Annotated in this window: 10 protein-coding genes; 7 read left to right on the forward strand and 3 right to left on the reverse strand. The window is 32.4% G+C overall.

Going from position 1 to position 24,924, the window contains the following annotated elements; all coding sequences use genetic code 11:
* Positions 1–126 precede the first annotated feature (126 nt).
* The 3 genes from AB3211_RS03505 to AB3211_RS03515 are packed head-to-tail and all read left to right on the forward strand — an operon-like array spanning position 127 to position 9,077.
* Positions 127–3,066, forward strand: coding sequence for a type IV secretion system protein (locus AB3211_RS03505; RefSeq protein WP_367364717.1), 2,940 nt, complete (start codon positions 127–129; stop codon positions 3,064–3,066).
* Between the two features lie 26 nt (positions 3,067–3,092).
* Positions 3,093–5,807 carry a type IV secretion system protein gene (locus AB3211_RS03510; RefSeq protein ID WP_367364718.1) on the forward strand — a complete coding sequence of 905 codons (2,715 nt, stop codon included), beginning with the start codon at positions 3,093–3,095 and terminating at the stop codon, positions 5,805–5,807.
* Positions 5,808–5,834: 27 nt separating this feature from the next.
* Positions 5,835–9,077 (forward strand): type IV secretion system protein, encoded by a 3,243-nt coding sequence (locus tag AB3211_RS03515; RefSeq protein WP_367364719.1) that lies wholly within the window; start codon positions 5,835–5,837, stop codon positions 9,075–9,077.
* Positions 9,078–9,146: 69 nt separating this feature from the next.
* Here the strand turns inward: AB3211_RS03515 and dnaN are convergent, their stop codons facing one another.
* The gene (gene dnaN / locus AB3211_RS03520; RefSeq protein ID WP_367364720.1) at positions 9,147–10,310 is read right to left on the reverse strand and encodes a DNA polymerase III subunit beta; all 1,164 of its coding nucleotides are present in this window, start codon (positions 10,308–10,310) and stop codon (positions 9,147–9,149) included.
* Positions 10,311–11,260: 950 nt separating this feature from the next.
* Here dnaN and tnpA point away from each other — a divergent pair.
* Positions 11,261–11,692 (forward strand): IS200/IS605 family transposase, encoded by a 432-nt coding sequence (gene tnpA / locus AB3211_RS03525; RefSeq protein ID WP_367364721.1) that lies wholly within the window; start codon positions 11,261–11,263, stop codon positions 11,690–11,692.
* A gap of 286 nt (positions 11,693–11,978) precedes the next feature.
* Here tnpA and AB3211_RS03530 read toward each other — a convergent pair whose 3' ends face one another.
* On the reverse strand, positions 11,979–12,617 hold the full coding sequence (locus AB3211_RS03530) for a bifunctional (p)ppGpp synthetase/guanosine-3',5'-bis(diphosphate) 3'-pyrophosphohydrolase (RefSeq protein ID WP_367364722.1): 639 nt from the start codon (positions 12,615–12,617) through the stop codon (positions 11,979–11,981).
* A 365-nt stretch (positions 12,618–12,982) separates the two neighbouring features.
* Between AB3211_RS03530 and AB3211_RS03535 the strand changes: the two genes are divergently transcribed.
* The 3 genes from AB3211_RS03535 (at position 12,983) to AB3211_RS03545 (ending at position 21,696) form a co-directional block, all read left to right on the forward strand.
* On the forward strand, positions 12,983–16,000 hold the full coding sequence (locus tag AB3211_RS03535) for an NB-ARC domain-containing protein (protein ID WP_367364723.1): 3,018 nt from the start codon (positions 12,983–12,985) through the stop codon (positions 15,998–16,000).
* A gap of 606 nt (positions 16,001–16,606) precedes the next feature.
* On the forward strand, positions 16,607–21,406 hold the full coding sequence (locus AB3211_RS03540; protein WP_367364724.1) for an autotransporter domain-containing protein: 4,800 nt from the start codon (positions 16,607–16,609) through the stop codon (positions 21,404–21,406).
* 152 nt (positions 21,407–21,558) lie between these two features.
* Positions 21,559–21,696 (forward strand): hypothetical protein, encoded by a 138-nt coding sequence (locus AB3211_RS03545; RefSeq protein WP_367364725.1) that lies wholly within the window; start codon positions 21,559–21,561, stop codon positions 21,694–21,696.
* Between the two features lie 639 nt (positions 21,697–22,335).
* Here AB3211_RS03545 and AB3211_RS03550 read toward each other — a convergent pair.
* Positions 22,336–24,567 carry a tetratricopeptide repeat protein gene (locus tag AB3211_RS03550; protein ID WP_367364726.1) on the reverse strand — a complete coding sequence of 744 codons (2,232 nt, stop codon included), beginning with the start codon at positions 24,565–24,567 and terminating at the stop codon, positions 22,336–22,338.
* Positions 24,568–24,924 lie beyond the last annotated feature (357 nt).

The raw sequence follows: 24,924 nt of genomic DNA on the forward strand, positions 1-24,924 counted from the left end.
ATTGCGAGAAGGCACTTTAGTGGCGACGAAGCAATCCATTTATAATCATTCTTAGCAACGGCGGGAATCACATTGAAGCTGCTTAAGTGGCAGTAATTAACTTGGATATTGTTGTATAAAAATTGTATGAAAGGAAATTTATCAAAACTTATAATAGTATTAGGCATAGCGGCTCTAGTGGTTAGCGTTGTTATGGTATTACTTGCGATGATAGGGTCAGTAAAAATTACCAACGGTTGCCTCCTTAGATATGATCTAGACGAAAAGGGAGGTAGTACTGATCGTATTACTAATACAATCATGCTTAACGCAACAGCAAACTATACTGTTATTACCAAAACAAAACCAGATGGTTCAATTGAGACTGAGTATGATCCTAAACATTATGGAGAATGGTTAAATACTAATTTAGCTGTTACAGATAAGCAGGATATTAAGTTTAAAATAGAGGGTAACATAAGTCTTTGTAGGGCTTATATCCCCAAAAATAATATTCAACAATCTTCAGATCTAGATACCAATAATAACATGGTTGCCATTCCTAGGGTTGAAGAAACTAATGCAGAACCACTATCTTTAATTTTTGATGCTAAAACTGATGAATGGCGAAATATAGCTGAATTGTTTATTAACGATAAGGTCATAATATCAGTTTCACCGGATCACAAAAAATTGCCGGATTTGCCAAATAATATAGCTAGTGTAAAAAATGTCTTTAAGCTTGTTAAGCAAGATGGTGAATTTAAAAATTTTATAGAGACAGCAGATTGCTCAGAAGGGCAGAAAACATATAGTCCATTATGTGGTAGATATTCAATATATACTGGGCAGTATGTTAGTGGTTGTAAGTGGCCGGCAAATTGTAACAATCCGAATGATTGTGTTAATATTAATCCACATGATATATGTTGGGATATAGTACAGAATAGGCATGTAGGTGATTGGCGTTGTAATTCTGATCCAGCTCATTGGTTTAGTTACTGGAAAACAATATGTGATGAGACTCCTTTTTTGGCTAATGTGATGAGTACAGCACCAGAATCTTATCGTGATGACGGTTTTTTTACTTCGCCTTGGTATGATAATACTGGTAAGCTATTTACTAATTTCTACCCTGAATGTTCTAACAATTCTAGTGCTTCATCTCGTACATGCCCTGATGTTGATCATAGCATAAAAGATAAAGCTTACATAGAAGGGGAATACCAAAATAAAAGATATTTTTGGTACTCTGCCGATGGTCCAACAGGTCTGTTATATAGAATGGATAACAGTGAGACTCCAACTAATGCTAAATCTTTAGGAGCAGACTATAAATTTGCCAAAGTAATTGCTGGAAACAAAGAGTATGATCCAATAAATAATAGTAAAGCTGCTAATATTAAATATCAAATCATTTATAATGGGACTCTAGCCGGTACAGCAAAAACCTATTTACAATATCGTTTATGGTCAAAAGATGACAAATATACCAATAATACTGGTGGCTATGTCTTAAATATTAAGCAGACTAAATGTCGAAGAACTAATGGCGAGAGTTTTGATGATGTTGAGGCTAATCGTGGTAAAATACAATATTTAGTAGTACCATATGACGAAAATCCTAACACATCTAGTAAACCTTATACCGCTAATAGTATTAATATGGATGATGCCGAAGGTAATGCGAAGATTACTACAAGTGGCAATGGATATCTATGGATGAGAATTCTCAATAAAAAAGAGGACTATAAAGAAAGTTATGGTAGGTATAAAGTACAATTCTTTACCTCAGAAAAAGTTGGTAGTTTTACTTTAAATATTTTAACCCCTTTATTTGAGTTATTAAAAGGCAAAATCAAGGGTGCAGCTGTGATGATTTTTAAGAACATGACTTGCTATGGTGGGGGAGTTACTACTTGTACTAACTTTTTTAACTATATAAAAGCCGTATTAATTCTCTACGTTATGTCATACGGAGCAATGTTTTTATTAGGTATGGTCAAAATCAACCAACAGGATTTGGTAATTAGGATAGCAAAAATTGCTATAGTTAGTGGGTTAATGAATGAAAGTACTTTTGGATTTTTCAATAATTATATATTTGATTTTGTAACTAACTTTTCAGATGGAATCATCTCGAATATGAGTGGCTATAGCATGTTTTCATCAACGAATAAGATAACAAATCCTTTCATGTTCCTAGATGCATTAATGAGTAAAATATTGTTCAGTAAAACTTTTGCTGGTCAAGTGCTTTCTTTAATCTCTATGGGTCTTAGTGGATTGATTTATTTTGTTATAGTATTTATTGCTACAATGATAGTAATCATCACCGCTCTTCGAGCCGTGGCAGTTTATATTATGGCATTTATGGCAATTGCTATATTAATTGGTATAGCTCCATTGTTTCTTACGTTTATGCTATTTGATTTCACTAGATATTTATTTGATAATTGGGTGAGGTTTACTTTTAGATATATTATAGAGCCAGTAATTTTAATGGCAGGAATTATTATACTTACTCAGCTATTTACAATTTACTTGGATTTTGCAACTGGTTATAGTGTGTGTTGGAAATGTGCTTTACCTATAAAAGTTCCATTTCCTGCTATTCCAGGTCTTCCTGCGATTTTCTCTAATTTAGAGATTTTTTGTATCAATTGGTTTGTACCTTGGGGAATGGATCCTCGTTCTGGTATGATGGGTTTGAATATGCAACATTATATTGCATTAATTATGATTGCTTATGGAATGTATGGTTATGTTGAATTTTCTGGAAAAATGGTGGCAAAGTTGACTAGTACCGCTGGACCTTCTGCTACATCTATGGGACATGCAATGTCATCGGCAATGGAACAAGGAGCTTTAAAAAAGGTTGGTTTAGATAAGACATCTAGAGATACAATTAAGAAAGAAGCTGCTGGTAGATTAAAAAATAGGAATAAAGCAATTGATAAAGGGAATAAAGCTAGGTCAAAAGGTGATACCAAGGATAGTGATGGTAACAATAAGGATCAGAATCCAAGAAGTGGTGTTGAGAGTGGTAGTGGTAATGAAAGTGGTTCTAATGCGAATCCAAAGTAATAACTGAAAATGAAGTGAATAATAGGATGAGAAATTTCAGGCATCTAATTTTGTTGGTAGATTTTCTACTTAAGGGGCAAGTTTTTATTGCCTTAGTAGTTCTGTTAGCCTGCCATCCTGCCAAAGCTAATGATGATAACAGTAAACTTGATTGGATGAATTCAAGTTTAGAGGGGCTTAAAACCTTATTTGCATCATGTCTAGAAGTACCAAAATTCAATAGTTTTCAAGAAGGTAGCATTTCTTTAGACCTTGCAAAACCAAATGAATGGAATTCTACTGGTAACTATGTTAAAAAAGATAAAGCAATTAAGTTTGACTGGAGTACTAGGGGATCTGTAAGTAGTCCAAGAAGATACCGAGTGATGTACCGTATAGATCCAAGATTCAATAGACCACAAATATTTATTAAAACTTTTAATCATTTAACTAAAAAGTATGAAGCTACTAATTTTCCTAAATTTAAGGCAACTGATCCTACTAAAGATTATACAAGTTTGGCATTTAGCAAAATGCAGAATTATGTAGACTATTTTAATTTTGCTAACAATAGACAGAAAATTCGAGTAGAAAAAGGTGATGTCATAAATATAACTCTCGCAGGAGCAGGAGATTTTTTTAGTGTAGCTACTGACGAAGATTTTTTAAAGTCAGAGCTTGACAATAATATGTTGGGAGTCCCGTCACTTTATACAAATAGCAACCTTGATAATAAAATACTATATTCAACTGCAGAAAAATTATGTGATTCTATTGATCCTTCAAGGGATAAAGTGTGCCAGGGTACTGGAGCAAATACAAAATACAAGGTGTTAGATAAATTAGCATTAGTTGGCAAACCGTTGAATCCGGCGATTATACAAGATATGAACCGTTTAGCTATTACAATTTGTCCTGATTTTGCTAATGATAAAGATAACTCTCCAGTATGCTTCTATGATCAAGGGAGAGGAATGAGGATATTGGTAAATAATCAGATTATAAAGAGAGAAGCAGAGAACTTTGTATATTCTAAATTTTTAAAAAAGAGTTTCTTATATTATAAATCTGATATTGCTGGAGATTTAGATTTTTTAACTGATTGGTTAATCCAAGGAATGTTTACTTCCCTAGATAAACCTTTAATGAGTGATTGGACTACATTTTCTGATCTTGATAAACTTAATTTTTATATTAATAGCCCAGCTGTAGATTTAAGTAGCAGTTTTTTACATTTTGGACGCTATATTATGATGGTAGAAGTAGGTAATGGTGATAAGACTGTTAGTGATGCACAACAAAAAGACATAGAAGTTGAATATATTATAGTAAAAGGTGGTGGAACACCACTTGCATCGCTAGTGGGTACACAAATCAACCAAGATTTTTCAACTGATGCTGACAAAGATGGTTATTTATGGATTAGGGTAAAGAATCCTAATAAAGAGGTAATGGGATTAATTAAGGTAAATTATGCTAATTACACTGGAAGTACTTGGTTTTCAGATATTGTATATAAAGGGGCAGTTAAACCTATTACCGATGAGTTTCATAAATTTACTATGAATTTTTATACTAAACTAACTAAAAATGTAACATTACACCGAATCATAAAAGCCGCATTGATTCTTTACGTAATAATATATGCTTTAACCTTTTTAGCGGGTGCTATTCAAATAACGGCCAAAGACTTATTAACAAGAATTATAAAAATCACTTTGATAGTAATACTAATAGGAGATGATAGTTGGAACTTTTTCAATAATTACTTATTTAACGCCTTTATTAAGGGTACTGACTATCTAATGACCAATGTAGTAGGGCTTACTAGTTCTAAAGCTAACATTTTTGGTTTTATTGATCCAATATTTGATAAATATACCAATGGCAGATTTTGGGGGCTTTTATTTATACAATTACTCCAAATTCATAATGGTCTTGCTCTTGTTGCTATCATGACTATTTATTCTCTGACGCTTTATTTTAGAGCCATTTTGGAAGTTATCATAGGTTACGTTATAGCCTATATTGGTCTTGCGATTATGATATCTTTAGCACCATTATTCATAATTTTGGTACTATTTGAGAAGACAAAAAGCATTTTCGATAACTGGTTATCTACTTTATTTAGTTACATGATGCAACCAACCATATTATTAATATTTTTTCTATTAATAGATCAGGTGATGTCTGAACAACTTTTAAAAATTGTGGTAAGAGCATGCTGGAACTTTGAATTTATCCCAATAGCTATAGGATTAGATCTAACGCATATGGACATACCGATTAATTTTTCTTTCAAAATACCATTTTTACCAGGGATACCTTTTTTCGTACCGGAAGTTACGGAAATTAATAATGCACAGGATTTATTAAATTCTACCGGGACATTCTTGGTAATATTTACCAGTAGCTTATTATTCTATGCTTATTGCCTAATGTGTTATGGACTTGTCGATTATGTGACTATAGTAGTTGCTCAATTGACCAACGTAACACCTGCAAGACAAGAGGGTGATTTCCAAAGACCTTCTAATCCTACGCAATCTATTATACAGGATATGGAATCTGTGGCAAAACCAGTCAAGGATTTAGCTTTTGCTCCAGCTAGGATATTTAAGGATAAGGTGATAGATCAAAATTATAAAGCTAGGAAAAGTGATCCTGACGGCAAGAAAGAATATACTGGCAAAATATTTGCCTCAAGAAATGATTCAGACACTGGTGGTGAAGCGGGTGGTGGATCTAATAAAAAGGAATAATTACTATTTAAGCCTAGGTTTTTATAAATGAAGAATATTTTTGTTATTTTATTAATTTCTATGTTGTGCCTTTCAGGGTGTACTGGTGATAGGTGCGTTGATGCAGATGATTTTGGCTTTATAAAATTTGTAATTTCTTCAAGATATAAAAAAGAAGAGTTAAGCGGGCAACAACAAGATAATCAAACAGCTCCTTGGATCAATACTGGATATAATGTAAATGGTCAACCACTTACTATGTTGGTAAAAACTTGGGATTATTCTAAAGGAGATAAAAACAACTCTACAGAATTATCAGCTTGGAGTGCGTGGTATGGTCAGGAAAATAATACCAATACTTTATCTGAATTTTGTAAGAGACTACAAGTATGCCAATTTATAGATGACATCATGTGTACTGACAGTAAGGATGCTAGCATTAGTAATGCACCATGTTTATTTAAAAATGGTGTAGGGCTATACATGTTAATTGCTGAGCGTGATACAGATCCTAATCTCTCTTTGGATACACAACGTACACCAAAAGGCATTACCGCCCACCTTGGTACACCTCTTGTTGGTTATGCACTTTATGATCTTAATAAAAGAGGGGAATTAGTAAAAGCTGGAGGAATAAGTTATCAATATGCAGATGAGGATAAAGTTAAATACGTTCAATGCCCATTATATTTTAAGATTTTAGATAAATTTTACGATGATAATAATGGTCAGTACCGTGTAGTTATTAAATCTGGGGTCACTGACACTAGACCTGACCCTATTGAATTTTTAACGAATTTAATAAAAGCTGAGTTATTTGGTGATGGCAAGAATACAGGGCTAGTTAGGTCAATTTACGAGGGTATTATTAAAACACCGGGGTATCGTGTATCTGTTTCGGCTTTGTTAACTTTGTATATTATGTTTACAGGATTTTCTTTCCTGATTGGTAATGTTAATCTCACACATACTGAATTAATAATTAGAGTAGTAAAAGTTAGTATAGTATCTACGTTACTTAGTTCAACTAGTAGCTGGCAATTTTTCCATGATTACTTATTCGTGTTTTTTATGGAAGGGGTAGCGGAAATATTACAAATAATTAAAGAAACAGCAGCTACCGGACCTGGATCTTGGAGTATTATAGGTTTAATGATAGCCCCGCAAACTATGGCAAAATTATTTTCATTACTATTTGTCGATCCGTTAGGATTTATATATATAATTTTATTCTTGATAGCCCTTTATTTTATCTTCATGATGGTATTTAAGGCTACTATTATATATCTTACAGCACTGATAACCGTTGGGATGATTATCATAATGGCTCCAATATTCATTTGCTTTATGTTATTTGGTATCACGCGTTCATTGTTTGAAAACTGGTTAAGACAGCTGATTTCCTATGCACTACAACCAATTATATTATTTACTGGTATTGCTTTTATTTCAATGATTATCAGAACAGAAATATATTCTTCACTTGGTTTTGGGGTATGTAAGTATGACTTCCCAAATTTAGGACCGATAAATGACCTATTTGGTAGTATGAATGAAGATCTAGACACTAGTCTTGGAGACTCAATATTTTATTGGTGGTTTCCATCTCCAATGAAAGCTGATAAATTTTCTAAAACAAAGGCTAATATATTAGTGCCTGTCGATCATCGCAGCTATGATGGATCAGAAGATGGTAAACTATGTTTAGCTTATCAATGTATTGAGGAAAGATATGTTGAATTACCATTTTTAGATCCAGTCCAAGATTCAACAAGAATTGATAAATTTTTCAGTGGTAAGTTTGTTCAGCTGGATGGATTATTGTTAATTTTTGTATGTGTTTATTTACTAAGTAAATTTAATGATATAGCTGTTTCAAGTGCTAAATTCTTATCTAGCACCTCAGGTAATCTAACAAATTTACAAGCGATTGGACAAGCTGCTTATGCCCCTATTCAACAGCAAATAGAGAGACCTGCAAATTATGTTCTAAAGGCTGCTAAACAAAGGGCAAATCAAGCAATCGAAATAGCAACCATGCCCATTGCCAATGCCTATGAGAACATGATGATTGAGGGCAAGTGGTTGATAGAAGGGGTAAGAAAAGAAGCTCTGAATCCAAGGACAGTAAAATCTAGTGTTTTAGATGAAGTAAAAAGAACTTATGGTATAGATTATGAAGATGTTAATGTTCATGCTCAAGCTGATTACCAAAAGGGTATTAGTGAGGTTATTAAAGCAATTAAACCGGAGGGAACGGATAAAGAGTTTAAGGGTAATAGTTACTCCGAACTTCGCGATTATTTAGCGGGTCTTAAATTTGGAGAAGGTAAAAAACTTGACAAAGATCAGCAGAAAGAGCTTGATGATTTAATGAAAACTAAAGATGGTAAAACTTTACGAGAATTAGCGAGTGATGCAAAGTTTACCAAAGATTTCCAGCAAGCTTACGTAGATGCATATCAAGCAATGTCAGCAAGGGGAATAGGGTTATTTGGTAAAAATATAGCACCACTCAAAAGTTGGCAAGAGATGAATAGGCGTATTGATGAAAAGAGAGAGCTACGTGATAAGAAGCGTAAAAATATAGGAGAGAGAATATATGCTGGTTATGAAGGATTAAAACGAGAGGCACTTACTGCTATTGTTGGTAAAGATTTACGGGATGCTTTTGAGGGTAACTTGACTGGGGCAGAGTGGGAAGATTTTAATTATAATGATCCAAGACTTAGAACCCATAGTGAATCACTTAAGGATCAGCAACGATCTTTGGAACATCAAGCACTTTTAACTAAAATCAATAAAGAAACCATTGCTGTTCAAGGAGATATTTCATCTCCTGAATATCTAGCCAAGCTTGAATTACAGGATAGAACAGCAGATAGTGCATATTATGCAGAACTATCTAACAAAAAACTTGCCTTTGAGATATATGATGCTTTAGCTAAAGGTGAAGGTGATGAGGGAGAGAATCCCGTGTTGATGGGCGAGCGATTCATGCGAGAAAAAGCAACGGATACTCAAACTCGTAATATGATTGACAGTGCTTATAAGATTGAGCAGAAAATAATAGATGACGATAGATATGCACGCAGACAAGAACATTATGAAATTATGCGTGAGAAAGCTGAAGCTAATGCGGACAATCAATCTTTAGAGTATAGTAAAGCAGTACTAAAGAAAATAGAAGAAAGAAAAGAACTTATTAAAAAAGAAGTTAGATCTCACATTGATGGAATTAATCAATATCGCTTAGATGCTAGAATGCCTAAATATGAAAAAAAAGATTAGCTTTTTCAAAGCAAAAGATATATCGAACTGAGGTTAGTATTAACTTGTTACATCGAATTAAGGTGAATATTAAACCTTAACTGGCATAATCACAAAAACATCTTTAGGATTCTGAAGGGTTTTCAATAACATTGGTGATGATGCATTTAAAAAGTATAGCTCAACTTGGTTTGCTTTAGTAGCACTTAACACAGCACTTAGTGCGTCAGTAAGATATTTAGGATTAAAACCTATAGACAGATTATCTTCATAATCAAAAATGCATAAATTACTTTCATCTAGAGAACATGGTATGCATTCTTTAGCCACGCCTCTTGCTTCTCCAGAAGCGGTAATTTCAAGCAAGTCTTTTGATAAAATCAATTTTATTGCTTGAAATTTGTCTATAGTTATTGTCGCTACTCTATCTATAGCATCAGCTAGCAACTTGGTATTAATAGTAAGTTTATAGTTGTTCTCTACTGGGATAAAAGCTTGATAATCCGGAAAAGTTCCATCAATTAGTTTTGATACCATCATAATATCATTGCAAACAAATTTAATCCTATTAACACTTAGAAAAATTTCAATTTCCAGTTGAATATTCTTGGGGTCTTTCAGTATCTTAACAATTTCCTCGAGAGTCTTTTTAGGTAAAATAACTCCAAACTCGCTAGCATTATTGGCTATTTTTACTACTGACACTGATAATCTATGCCCATCGGTGCTAGCCATACAACATTCTTCATCTTTTACGTAGAAATAAACACCATTAAGATTATAACGAGTTTCATCAACGGATACCGAAAACAAAGTACCGTCGATCATTTTAACAAAATCACTACAAGATATTTTTAAAGTAGTTTCAACATTAATATCATCTAACGCAGGGAACTGGTTAGCATGTAGGGTTAGTAGGTTAAAAGCACAATTCTTTCCTAAAATTTCAAGCTGATCTGTTTCATTTGAGACACTGAGCGTTACATCATTATCAGATATCTTTCTTATTATGTCATTTAATGTTTTAGTAGATACCATTATTTCGCCTTCACTTATTACTTGAGCTGCTACTTTTTGGCTTAAATATATTTCCATGTTAGTAGTTATTAGCTCTAGCTTACCATCCTTAGATGATAATTTAACATGACTAAGCTCAGCAATTACGTTACGTTTTTCTACTACAGAATTGGCAAAAGCCAAAGCCTGAGTTAATGTTTTTGTCTCAACTATTATTTTTAAGTTATTATTATTCATATTATTTAGTATTTATAATAGCTGCAAGATACATAAAATCACCATTAGTTCTAATGTAAGTTATATTGTCACTCTATACCTCATTGACATTAGGTATATAGATCGTTTTCGTTTTTCCTGATTTGATCCAGTATTGATCAAGCAAGTAACTATGAATTTTATGCTGATTATCCTTCACAGAAACAGCTTTCTTCTTATGCAGATAAATAGCTTCTATGCCCATTATCTCCATATATTTGTGTATTCTATCCCTACCTAACATTAGACTTCTTTCGAAACTAGGTATGAGATAAGGGTTTTTAGAAAAAATTAATCGAAAAACCGTAAGCAGTACGACAAACGTACGTGAGGATTTTGAGATTAATTCTGACAACAAAACCACCTCTCAGATGAAGTCTCGAAAGAAGTCTATTAAAACCATTTTCTAATAATTGCCTATGTATACAACAATATCCAAATTCAGGATTATCGGTATATATTTCGTCTATCCTAAAATATTCAAGTTGTATGGCTACTAACAAACTGCTTCTAATAGTTTGTTTATGTTTTTACATAATGTATAGCATTTTGTTTGGTGCTACTTTGTTTCTTTGCCATTCGTTTATCCTAAGTATAATTCTTATTATATTTTATTACAAAACAAAACTACCTGCTTTTTTGTCTAAATTTTTCAGTCCATTATACTATCATTTCGCGTACTTTTTGTAAACTAGTCTTAATAGGAATTAGGGTAAGTTCATTGTTATTAAGATTAAAAACTATTTCATCACCTTCTTTAAGTCGAAGAGATTTACGATAAATGGCAAGGATAGAAACTTTACCACCTTTAACTCAATGATAGGGTACTAGTTTGACTAGTGAGACCATCAAGGCTTGGCCTTTAGATTTAGTATAAAATAAAAAGTTATCATATATAACCTCTTTGGCTTGACGGTCAAAGGAGAAAATATATGACAACATACGAAAGTTTAAATCATTCTAAATGGGATTGCAAATATCATATTGTGTTTATTCCAAAGTGTCGTAAAAAAGAATTGTATGGGAAGGTTAGAAAATACCTTGGAAAGGTATTCCATGAGTTGGCTTCTCAACGTGGAAGCAAGATAATAGAAGGGCATATGGTACAAGATCATGTCCATATGCTCATCAAAATTCCTCCTAAATATTCTGTAGCCGAAGTAATAGGTTATATCAAGGAGAAAAGTGCTATAGCTGTTGCTAGGCAGTTTGGTGGACGAAAGCGTAATTTTAATGGAGAAAAGTTGTGGGCTAGAGGTTATGCGGTCTCAACTGTGGGATTTGAAGAGAATCAGATCAAACACTACATTAAGAACCAAGAGCAATTTGATAGTCTAGGTTCTGACGAAACAGGAGAATCTTAATTAACAATGGCAGCCCTTTGGGCTGCTCAATAGGCTCTGTCCAAAAAACTGTGTAAATTCGAAAAATAGGTCATTAAATTTTGTTAAGCCTATCCTCAAATTTAATCATCAAATGAGCCATAGCTTCATTCCAATACCGTCAAGCCCCTCGTTTAGCGAGGGTGTTCTGACTTAATTTCAATTAAATATAACATGATGATTTCTTGTGAAGAACAGAATCATTTAAAATATTTAAGCAGTTTCGTAGAAATATAAAATGGCATAGATATACTTTCTTTACACTATTCTACTCTTCCCTTGTGCTATTTGCAATAAATGCGACAGAACCCTTCAATTGTATATCATACAAATTATGACAAAGATTCTCAATTACCCGCTCATAAATAAAGAGTTCTAATATAGTCCAATTAAACCCGCTCAAAATATTATAGGCGTTATTGATCTCAGTATTAATATAAGCTGTATTAAGCCTATAATTAGAGAATAACTTTCTTAATTTTGTTTCCTGTGTCTTTTTATATTCATCATGGTTAGCTGTGCCAAATTCTGCTGTATTATGCATCTTTCTGCTACGTATTTGTATTTCTATATTACGTTCATAGATATCAACTATGACATGTAAGGAACGGTAGCCATTATCCTTAGGATTAGTAATAAAGTCTTTAGACTTCTCTACATTAACAGAATAGATATTGTAAATAATATCCAATACTTTATAACAGTCTTTTTTTGTATCAACTACAATCCTAAAAGCAATTAGGTCCTTTAATTCTTTCACAGTGATAGCTTTTTTTAATATCTTCTTTAAAGCAGAACAAGGGTCTTTTAATCTGTAATGTATTTCAGCAGCTATATTATTTCTATGTAGTTTAGTGCTAATAGTAGCTATGATATTACGTAAGTCAGTAGTATTTATACCTTGCATAATTAATACTCTACTAAATTGCTGTGGACTTGTTTTAAAATATTTATCATAAAATAATCAGCTTTTGCTCTCTGTAATTAACTATTAACCCCATATTAGTACACTAAACTCTAGAAAAGATATAACTATTGGAACTTTATTTTTAAATTTATGGAGGGAATAAGGCTGATCATTTTGCAATACTTAAGTGCAGTTTAACTCCCCTACACTTAATTGGAAGAATTTATTAAAACCTAAATTAGAATTATTCCAACTCTTAAAAAAACAGTAAGTATTATACATAAGTAAAAAACACATAGGCATGAATGTAAAAATTTATCTATTATTTATGTTTGTATACTATTTTATAATCTTATAGTTATAAAATGTTAACCTTATATAATAATTTAAATAAATTAGATTTTATGGAAGATCAAGAGATACTATGTCCACAAGAGATGTATGAAAAACATTTACTAGTAATTAACAATATTAGATTTACATCAAGAGAGATGGATGTAATAGCATGCATTATGCATGGGAAAAACATAAAAGGAGTAGCTAATTTTTTATCAAATGAGGATAAACAAGTCGAGACAAGAACTATTGAAAGTCATATTTCTAATATCAAACGGAAAATAGGAACAAATGCCCGAGAGGGTATTATAAACTTTATGGAAAAATCTGATAAATATAAACTAATACAAAGTTATTATTGCAGTTTATTAATTCAACAAGAATTCAAGAAAACCTTAAAAGAAATTTCAATATTAACAAAGTCTTATAATATATCTTTTTTTATTGTTTTGCAGATGCTAAAAAACAATGATTTAAACTTGATGATTAATAAGATACGTAGTGATTTACAGCTTATAGGCATAACAGTTTATATAGAACTGCAAGAAGATTTTGATAATGTTCCTATAGTTCTAAGGCATAAGGAGACACATGGAGAAGGTAAAAAGCAATGTACTATCTATGTTTGTGCTGTAAATGAAACTAATATATCCAAACGACAAAAAGATAGTAAGTCTGTTACTATGTCTAATGATCAGGATATATCTAAAGTATTTTTCCTTATAACACAGAAAGAGCAAAGTGTAGAATTTTTACCTAAACAAACTAATTTTGAATATATTAATCTTTCTCTATTTAAACAATATCATTTTATTTTTTTAGAAATTATCACAAGAATTTTTTCTAATACGAATATAGATAATATTATTATTAAGTTCAGGGCAAGATATAATAATATTATGTCAAGTAAGTCTAGTTTAGTTTCTCCTCAATCTTATTTGACAGACAAAAATATTCAAGCTAAAGTTAGGAATATTTACCTACCAATAGTTAGTATATTGTTTTTGATTAGTTGTAGTGCTTATCTTTTAATATTTAGCCCAGCTGTTAAAAAAACGGTTAAAAGTCAAGAAGCAGAAATACCCTACCTTAAACCACAAGAGTCAATAATATTTCCTAAGAATTTGACTAGTTGGAATATACCTAGACAAGATAATGTTTTTGTTGGTAGAGAAAAACTATTAAGTAATTTATACAGTAAATTACATCAGAATCATACACTAGAAGGAATAAATAATGTAGCAGTTACTGCATGTGCTGGACTTGGAGGAATTGGAAAAACACAATTAGCCTTGCAATATGTCAATCACACAAAGCATCCGTATACACTTAAAGTTTGGTTTCCTGCAGAAAACATTGATGATTTGTATAATAAATATATTGAATTCGCTAAGTTATTAGGATACGCAGAAAACACCTATACAAAAGAAAACATTATTGCTTATGTTAAACAATGGTTAGTTGAGAATCCAGGATGGCTTTTAGTTTATGATAACGTAAGCAACTATCGTAAAATTGCACCATTTTTACCAGAAACTGGTGGATATATGATTTTAACAACTCGTCAACGTCATTGGCCAACAAAATTTTCAATATTGCCTATTGATGTCATGACAGAAGAGGAGTCGATTAAAACAATAAAGACTTTAATACAGCGAAATGTGGCAGCAGAAGAACAAAATGCTATGAGGACATTAGTAGAAGTTTTAGGATATTTACCCTTAGCACTAGTACAAGCGAGTGCTTATATTAAGCAAAAACATATCACTATTCCAGAATATTTAGCTCTTTACCAGAGGTATGAATCAGAATTATTAGCTGATAATTCTTTTTTAGGAGAAACAAATAGTTATAACTACCCAGTGGCAATAACCTGGAACATCACCTTAGAGGCAATTGTTAGAGATACTAAAATTAACAATGAACCGCCAATAGCTATTGAGCTTTTAACAGTATGTGCTTACTTAGCACCAGACAGAATCTCTCGTAAACTATTGCTTACATGGCTACAAACCGCTCATCCTCATTTATCATCTCCAGAATTAACATTAAATAAACATATTGCACTATTATGGCAATATTCCATGATCAATTATGATGATAATAATATTTCTATCCATCGCCTAGTACAAGCAGTTTTACATCATAAGATAATTCAGGTACTAAATAAAAACAATAATATTTATTCTACCTTAAATTTAGGGTGGTTTGAATCCCTATTACAATTTTTTATAGATAATGAACATGAATTTAAACTAACTAATTCTTTTCAACAAATTATTGAAACTAGTCAGCAATTTAAAACTAAATTTAAGGATAAATATAATGAAAATCTTGCGACATTAGATTTAATAATTGCTTCAATCTACTATTATCAAGAAAAATATGAAGATTTTTTAAAGATACTTGGTCAGGTTAATGCATATTTGCAGAAAACTGACGGCTTAGAAATATTAAAATGTAGAGTTCTAACTTTATACTCAAGATATTTTTGTAGAATTAGTAATTATCACGAGGCTGAAGAAAAGCTAAATAAAGCATTTGATGAGTATAAAAATGTGAAAATAAATAAGTCAGTAAAAGATCAGGATATGCAAGCTTTAAAGGCAAGATTATTGTATACTAAAGCTAATCTTGTCTTAGAGAAAAACACAAAAACAGATAAAATTAATATAAGTACACTAGAAATAGAGGATTCTATTAAATCAATTCAAGAAGCAATAGTTTTATTTAAGGAAACTGATAACATTAGAGACTTTTTACTATCAATCAGATTATATGGAGAACTACTTATGTTAACCAACCAAGCGGATAAAGTAATAATAGAGTTTAATAAATACAATAACTTAATTGAGCAAAGAGCTGATGACATAATAAAAATGTTTTTTTATATAACTTATTCAGATGCTTATTTTAGCAAAGGCGATTTCAACAAAGCTTTGGAATATTCTAGTAAAGCTAAACAACAAGCAGAAAAATTACGTCTTGACAATAGATTAAATTATCTTAACAATAAAGAGAAAGATATTAAAGCATCGATGCAATAAATAGAATAGGATTCTATAAAGAAAAATTATGAGTCAGTCACTGTCAAGATTTGATCTTACAGTACGATGAAACGATGTCATTCCTGCGAAAGCAGGAATCCAAAAAAATCGATATTCGAGGTTATAGTTAGGTAACTTTATGCAACTTTTCAGTCGCGTTGTCAGATGTTTTTGGGGTAAGAAAGTTTGGGAGTCAAGTAAGTCAAACTATCATGATATAACAAATTTCTATAGCTGTTTCAAATATAACACAGTTGATAGTAATTTATAAAAAAAATAGTCAAGTAGCTTGTAATTAGTTATTTTTACATATATAGTAACTGCGTGTTTTAGATATTTCTAAAAAGGTTTTAAGGTATTATTGATTGCGTAGGGTCATCCCTATGCTTTCGATGTTATTCCTGCACCTTTGATGGTCAATCATGTGCTTTTGATTGTCATCCCTGCGAAGGTAGCGGGATCTAAAAACTTGGCTACTTTTTTAGATTCCAGCTTTCGCTGGGATGACATAGATGCAGGAATGACATCGAGCAGGAATAATTTTTGAAACTAATTGTTCCAAGAAACTGTATTTAGAAAATGAATTAACTTAAATAGGAAAAAATTATGAATAATAAAAGTAAAAAAAGCAGTTTTTTGAAAAACTTGCTAGCGACTGCTTCTATTGCTTCAGTTATAGTCGGTGGAAGTAATACGGCATTTGCTGTTGCTGCTGCTCATCTTGATGTTATAGAGCCTAGGGTTACACTAGATGTTGCTGTATCTCTTGATAATGGAGTCGGGCTCAATAAGGATGGTGGTCTTGCTGGTGTTGATGGTACTCTTGGTAATCCTATACTATTTACCTCAGGTTCGAGTTTAGAAATTCATGCCGATGCTGTTGAGTTTAATCTTAACCTTCCTGGTGGTCAAACTATTTCACGTCTTCATTTGGATGCTCATAATATAGGTGTTACTACAGTTACTACAGATACAACTATCAACTCTATAACAAATGGTGGTGCTGTCGCTCCTTTTCGAGTTGCAGCTGGTCGCAGTTTAACTTTAGGTGGTAATATTGTTGCTGGTTCTGAGCGTCTTGTTGGTGCTGGTCTTGGTAATGACTTATTAGGTCCTGTTACTTTTGATGCGGTGGGGGGTGGTAACCTTAACATTATTACTGGTCGTCCAGGTGATGGGTTTGCTTTTGCTCCTGCAAATATCGTGTTTAATGACTTTACAATTGTTAATGGTGAAAATGTAACATTGAATATTAACAATGTTGGCTTTAAGGCAACATTTCAAAAATCAGAAGTTGCCAAAGCCCAAATAATTAGCATCTCTGATAATAGTACTGTTGAATTCAGCTCTAGTGTAACTGTTGGTGGTGATCCTGGTACGTTGGACTTACAAACAAGAGCAGGTAGTAGAATCAACTTTGGTAATAATGGTAATGGTATATTGTTACTTACTTCTAAGAATGGTGCTGCTGTTAGCTTTAGAGTTAGAGATGGATCTCTTGGTGGTACTCAAGATGGATATGGTGTAATTCACTTAGATAATCAGGGAAAAGCTGCAGTTCTTTCTCATCTTGGAGGTGCAGATAGACCCGTAGTTGGTATAGATACGGAGCATAGAGCTGGGAAATTCATAGTTGATGCTAGCGCTGGTCATGATGCAACAATTACAGGAGGAGTATATACTAAAGAGCTTGAATTACGTGGTGGGACTATCGCTTTACAAGGTGAAGTTGATGTAGGTAAGGGGGGTGTTACAAACATAACAGTAGCTTCAGCTGTAACTCTATCCAAGAGTAGTAATCTTGGTACAACAGATTTCCATAATACACTTAGTACAATTACTGTGGAAGCTGGTAAAACACTTAAAGGAGACTTTTATGGTGACATAAACGGTCCAGCTGTAGTTGGAAAGATATTTTTTCAAGGTAATGGTGAATTAAGTGGTATAGTAAACAATTTGACTGCAATTCGCAATACTGTTGGTGGTACTCTGAGATTGTCAGGACAGCATGCTGTCACTGAACTACAAGGAGGGGCGGCTAATACACATTTTACATTTGCTGATGGTTATAAACTGACCGGTAATATTAATGAAACTGTTGCTAATGTTGATGTTGCTGCTGCTTCAAATTTAACGTTTGAGGGTAATGCTGAAATTACTGGTAACATTGGTGCTGCTGGTGCTGCTGCTGCTGGAAGACTTGGTAATATTATCATCCATAAGGATAAAACAGTAAAAGTTGGTGGTGCTACGATTAATGCTAAGACTATCTTTGATAATGTTAATAGTGGAACATTGAAGTTAACTAATAAAGCAGGTGATGTAACCATTAAATCTATAATAAGTGCTAATGGTGGCGGTACTATTGATGCAACTGAAATGAACAATGGTGGTACTTTAAAGATTGTTGGTACTATTGGTATGAATCCTGCTGATAATAATTCTAAGCCTCTAGATAAATTATTACTGAAAGGACAAAAACTTAACTTTGACATAGCTGCAGCTGCCAATAAATGGGTTAATATTGCTGGCATTGATTTTGGTGGTAACGCGTCAACAGTTAAGATGAATGTTGCTACTGCTAAATATGCCTTTGGAGCTTTGACAAATGCAGAGCAATCTACATTTGAAGTTAGTGAGAATGTCTCCTTATATAATACAACAACCTCTAAGGATGGGTTAAAGGAAATCAAGTTTACAGCAAACGATAAGACTCTTACTCTTCGTAAAGGTAATGATATTACTGCTAAGAGTATAACTGCTTCAGCTAATGGAAGTAATCTAGTTTTTGCTGGGAATGCTGCTCTAAAAGGCGACATAGGGACATCAGGCGGGCAATTTAAAGGTCTCAAAGTAAATGCTGGTGTTGAGGCAGTTACATCGGGTCAAGGTTTTTTCAGCGGAAATATAGAATTAGCAACTGACGGATCTACATTAGTTGTAGATGGTAATTATACTGCTAATGCAGTTGTTGGTAATGTTGATGGTAAGGGAACACTGAAATTTGATAATGCTGCTGGTGTTGGTACTGGTGTAAAATTCACTACTACAGCAGCTGCTAATGCTGGTGCTGTTAACGGTATAGCTACCTTAGAATTGCATGGTGGTAATGTTGAATTAGTAGGTGATAACGGTCTAAAATTTAGCAATATTAAGTTCACCAGTAAAACTGCTGCAAGCTTAACTTTAGCTCCACAAATGCAACTTGATGGGATAAATGTTGATAGTACTTTTAAAACTGTTGGTGCGAGTTCTAAAGACGCTAGACCTACAGTTGTATTATCAACTATTGATCACACTATCAGTAAACCTAACCATATTGGTGATAAGGATCATTTGGTTAATCTACAATTTGCTGGAGATAATACCTTAAATGTTACTATTCAGGACTTCTTTGCTGGTGTAACAACTACAACTGATAATCAAGGTGCTGTTAACTTTAAGGCTGGTTCTAATAAGGTTTATGGTTTAGGTTCTGAGGGACACAACTTAAAAGATGCAACTTTTGAAGTAAATACCGAAAACTTTGGTGATACTTATGTCAATAATGGTATTATTAATGACAATGTAGTTTACAAAGCTGGTAGAATAGTAGCTGGTGGACTACAAGTTGGTAGTGATAAAGGTGGTTCTGTAGCTGAGTTTAAAGATGGTGTTAGGTTGACAGCTACTATGACCAGTAAGGGAGAAGATAATAAGATTAACTTCACAAATTATGCTGGTATTGGTGCTAAGCTTGGTACAGAGAATGCTCGTTTTAAGGCTATAACATTTAATGGCAATAAAACAGTAGGCTTGCAGAATGCTGCTATGTATGCAGAAGTAGTTAACTTCGGTACTGAAAATATCGTAATTATTGGTAACAATATAATTAGTGGTACTTCACATATTAATGCCAATATTAATCTGAACTCTGATAAGTTAATCTTCCAAGATAACCAAAAAGACGTAGTTTCTACATGGGGTGCTGGGACTTCTATTGCAACTACCTTAACTGCAGATGGAAAACTTGGTTCTATAGAGGTTAATGCTCCTATAGAGGTGGCTGCTAGTGTACCAGTTAGTGCTATAATCGTTAAGGATGAAGGTCAATTAGGGGCGGATCAAGAGTACAAGTTGATTGCCAATGGTAAAAATCTACGTCTAGTTAATGGTGCACAATTTGGTCCTCTAACAGGAGTAAAAACAGATCAAGCATATGCACAGTGGATCGTTCAGACTAAAGAGGATCAAGATGTTTACTTGTTGCGTTCAAATAATGCTGCAACTATAGCTCCAACTGATATGAAAGCTGCTGGTGGTGATGAGAAAGATCAGGAAAATGCTGGTTTGCTTGGTCGTGAGGCATTAGCTGATATGACTGATATTGGTCGGTTAAAAGACCCAAAAGAACGTGGTAAAGCAATACAACAACGTGTAAATGCTGAGAATGCACTAGTAACTGATGCTATCGATCATGCTAATGTTGGGATTACTAATTTAGTGGGAGCAAGACTTGCCCAAGTTGATCAACAAAAACCTGTAGGTAGTGGTTCTGATGATGTAGCTGGTGAATCAATGGGTGCATGGGCTATGCCATACTATAATCAAGCTATTCAGAAGGGTGAAGGTAGTGTTGTTGGCTATAAAACAAAATCTGTTGGTGGAGTCCTTGGTTTCGATGCTTTAGCGAGCGAAAATCTAACGATCGGTGCTGCTGTTAGTATTGTTAGAACTGATATGAAATACAAAGATTATAAATTTGGAGAAAAAACAGACCTTAATACTGTGATGCTCTCTCTTTATGGATCACAACAACTTGATAAAGATTTCTTTGTACAAGGTTTGGTTTCTTTTGGTTCAAATAAAATTAAAAATAGCGATCCTAGAAAAGTTCCTACTTCTCGTAATGCTAGTGGTCAGCAAACTGCTAAAGCTAGTTATGATTCTCTGTCTTACGGTGGTCAAGTATTATTTGGTTACAATGCTAAAGTATCTGACTCAGTATTATTAACACCGATGGCTGGAATTCGTTATACAGGATCTAGCGATGAAGGTTATAAAGAAACTGGTACAGACAACGTAAATAAGGTCGTTGGTAAGAAGACTAGCAATAAAGTTGAAGCTGTGCTTGGTACTAGATTTGCAGTTTCTGTAGATACTAACGGTATTACAGTGATGCCTGAAGTACATGCTTTTGTTTCACAAAAGTTAGTTGGTAGTTCAGGGAAAGTTAATGCTAAATTAGATGGTATGACTAGTTCGTTTGCTACTAGAGCTGACAAAGCTGCAAAAACATTATTTAACCTTGGTTTAGGCGTTACTGCTAAAGCTGGTAATATGGAGTATGGAGCTGGTTACGATGCATATTTAGCTAGTAAATATGTTGGTCACCAAGGTACTTTAAAAGTTCGTGTAAACTTCTAAACTAATCTTTTAAGTTTACTTATCTATTACTTCAAACAAAAGGGTTTTCTTTTAAAAAAGAAAACCCTTTTTGTTTAATAAGAGTGTCTACGAACTGACTTACTCACTGGTCTAGTTTTATGGGGTCATTATAAGGTGATTGCAAACATTTTATGGAAATTATCAAATTTATAAAAAAGCAACATGAGCCTATTACTTTTATAGCTGATAAAGTTGATCGTATCCAAAGAAGCCAAAAAGAAACGCCTATTTTAGATGATCTAATAAGGCAAGGTAAGTTAACATTTTAACAGTGAAGTTATGTAATCCATCAGCATTCCAGCGTACATGAATTAATGATGTGGGGTATGAGCATCTGTTTTACGTTGTTGTTGGGATTGTTTAACGAGTTGCATACGGAAATACGCGAATTTGGGATAAGAATTGACAAATTCTTATCCCAAATTCGGTAAAATTATAGAAACAATCAGATTTGAGACGGCTCTGCATCTGATTGTTAAATTAACCTCAGTTTGATGTAAGAATAATTATTATTCTCTGCACGCTCGATGTCATCCCTGCGAAGGCAGGTATCTAAAAATGTTTAAGCACTTAATCCTTGCTACTGCTTTAGACCCCTGCCTACGCAGGGGTGACATCACCCACAATAGAGATGATACTGGGTCTAGTATTAACTTGTTACATCGAATTCAAGTTAAATTAATATTTTGCTAAAAACATGATTTTAAAAGATTAAAATCATGTTTTTAGTTTTAGAAAGGTTTAAAATGCATTCGCGTTAGCCGCTTTAAGAATGCATTTTTCCTTATATTAAAGCTAATTCGGGATAAGAATTAACTAATTCTTATCCCGAATTGGGGTGAAATCATGAATCTTCCTAATGATCCTTTTCCCTTGTGTTATTAATAAATGCCACAGAACCTTAATACTTAATGGTTCTTGTCCCACAAATCCATGTTATATTGTTTGCAATATTCAAACATATCAACTGTATTAGGGTGGTGTATGCCAAACTCCTTAATTTGTGGCTTGCCAAAAAATTTATAATTATATAAATCTTTGCTTTTACAGGCAGTTTTTGCTCCATGATTATACAAATCACTTACTTGAACAATATTTTTACTTCTATCTCCATATAAATAATGGTATATAACAAACGCTTTTTTATAAGATTCTATAGATCGCTTAAGGTCATCTTGAGCAAAAAAAATATCACCTTGTACTACATAAGTAGCTGCTAAATCAGAATTTTTAGAATAATTTATGTTCTCCGAATTGTTGTTTTCTTCTGCTAACAATATAGCCTTATTAATGTATTCAGAAGCTTTATATACTTTACCTAAACCTAATTTACTTTTTGCCATTTCTGTATAAATACATGAAAATTTAATATCATAATCATACCCTATGAGCTTCTTATGTGTGTTATATAATTGTTGAGCTTGAGCATAAGCTTCTTGATATCTACCAAGACAATTCAGTACCATTGCTCTATAAATATAAGTTCTACTAAGGTATAAGTCATTAGCATGGAATCCATTTTTTATAAGAAGCTCAATACTTTGATCTCTATATTCTAAAGCTTTGTTATATTTTCCTTGTGCATAAAACAAGCAAGCCTTTAAAAAATATATTGTAAATATATGTTCTACTTCTTGAGTTGCTAATTTTTCAATCTTTATAAGTAATTCTTCAGCCAATTTTATCTCACCTATGTCTATATACGTTATACATATTTGATGAATTAAATTAAATTTTAGAGCATCATTGCCTTCATCATTATCAAGTGTATATAAAACTTCTAATGATTTAGTAAAATAAGAAATCGCTGTTTCAAAATTTCTTATTAACCTATTATAGATTCCTATTGCCCCTAAATATCTACTGTAATAAAATTTGTAATTCTCAGGCATTTGCCATAATTTAATTTGTTGATTTTTTTGATTAAACCAATCAACCATTTGCTGGATTTTGCTATTATCACCAACGTTTACATATAAAGACAATAACTCACTTCTTAATTTAAGTATTGTATATATGTTAGTATTATATCCTTCAGAATTTTTAAGAATAATTTCTAAGTTTTCTGCTATAGTCTGAGCGGTTCTCCACAAATATCCTGAGAGAGCTCTTGTAGGTTTAGGTAATTTGGCAATAATATTTTCTAAATATATTTTATTATTATCACCATTTAGTTCCATTATTTTATTGCTAACTATGTCATGCATTTCAAAAATAGGATTATTCTCACTAAAATTAATATTGCTAATTAGCATAAACTTAGATAATTGATATATATCATCATCTAAAGTATCTTTATGATCAGTAATGATGGTAAGCAGCTGTTTTGAAAAACTTTGGTTATTTAATAAAGCTATTTTATTCAGCAACTTTATTGCACTTGGTTTTAATTGTTGAATAACCATATTAATATTTGTTGCTATTTTATCAGTTGATTGATAGATTTTCTTTTTATACTCCTCTTTATCTAAACCTTTAATTTTGTTAAGCAATTGAGTTCCTTGCACTATCAATATTGGATAACCACTAAAAGATTGCGTTAAAAATTCAACACTATTGTTATCTTTATTATCCAATAAGCTATTAGCTAAAGCTATAATAGTAGGCTTATCAAGTATGGGCATTGCTATAATATTAGATAACTTTTCATTATCTTGCGAACAAAACACTATATTACCATTATGTTCCCAATCAATAAAATCTTGTACTTTTGTATTTTCATTAACTTTTAGATTATCAAACACCAATAACCACTTATTAGTAGAAGTTAAATATGATATTACTTCTTTTTTTGCTAAAGCAACTTCTTCAGATATATTAGTTTGTTTGATAGTATTGAGTTGTTTGGCTAATTTAACAAATTGCTCATTAAAATCAAGGTTACAATCAAAAAACCAAATTAGATCATAATTATTTTTATTCTCATAACCATACATCCTAATCAGTTGAGTTTTACCTATACCACTAGTACCAACTATACTTGCTTGTCTATATTTATTTAAATGCTCATTAAGGATTTTAAGTTGTTGCTCATGATTGACAAAATAACTAACTGGGGTGATTAAATTAGTTATTTGTTCTTTTGCCAAAGTTCTAGTATTAATGATTAATAATATGATTAATAGTAAAAATTTTTTCATATAATGAAACTGTTGAAAAATAAATTATGTCCTAACGGTACATATAAAACATATTATACGAATATCTATAAAGAATAAGCAAAAATAACTCAACTTAAGTTTAAATATTAATAATAAAAATCATTAAAAAGTAGAAAAGTTTGTTTGCTAATTCTGAACCTAAATTCCACTAACCTACTATCAGTAGGTCATCTTTACAATTTCAAAGTTCGTATAATCCCTTATGGTGATTTTTGGGTTCTTATATCTTGAGAACATGTTATACCTTTACTACTGGTACTCTGGTGCTACAACTGTAGTACTAGAAGCATGGGGCTAAAAATAGCCTAAAATGTTATATTTCTCTCTTAATCTCAG

The organism is Candidatus Tisiphia endosymbiont of Nedyus quadrimaculatus, assembly GCF_964059235.1.
In the GTDB taxonomy this organism is placed as follows: domain Bacteria; phylum Pseudomonadota; class Alphaproteobacteria; order Rickettsiales; family Rickettsiaceae; genus Tisiphia.

What these genes read in the sequence shown, in the direction of transcription:
- AB3211_RS03505 (WP_367364717.1), top strand. Translation starts at nt 127, where the DNA reads ATGAAAGGAAATTTATCAAAACTTATAATAGTATTAGGCATAGCGGCT.
- AB3211_RS03510 (WP_367364718.1), top strand. Translation starts at nt 3,093, where the DNA reads ATGAGAAATTTCAGGCATCTAATTTTGTTGGTAGATTTTCTACTTAAG.
- AB3211_RS03515 (WP_367364719.1), top strand. Translation starts at nt 5,835, where the DNA reads ATGAAGAATATTTTTGTTATTTTATTAATTTCTATGTTGTGCCTTTCA.
- dnaN (WP_367364720.1), bottom strand. Translation starts at nt 10,310, where the DNA reads ATGAATAATAATAACTTAAAAATAATAGTTGAGACAAAAACATTAACT.
- tnpA (WP_367364721.1), top strand. Translation starts at nt 11,261, where the DNA reads ATGACAACATACGAAAGTTTAAATCATTCTAAATGGGATTGCAAATAT.
- AB3211_RS03530 (WP_367364722.1), bottom strand. Translation starts at nt 12,617, where the DNA reads ATGCAAGGTATAAATACTACTGACTTACGTAATATCATAGCTACTATT.
- AB3211_RS03535 (WP_367364723.1), top strand. Translation starts at nt 12,983, where the DNA reads ATGTTAACCTTATATAATAATTTAAATAAATTAGATTTTATGGAAGAT.
- AB3211_RS03540 (WP_367364724.1), top strand. Translation starts at nt 16,607, where the DNA reads ATGAATAATAAAAGTAAAAAAAGCAGTTTTTTGAAAAACTTGCTAGCG.
- AB3211_RS03545 (WP_367364725.1), top strand. Translation starts at nt 21,559, where the DNA reads ATGGAAATTATCAAATTTATAAAAAAGCAACATGAGCCTATTACTTTT.
- AB3211_RS03550 (WP_367364726.1), bottom strand. Translation starts at nt 24,567, where the DNA reads ATGAAAAAATTTTTACTATTAATCATATTATTAATCATTAATACTAGA.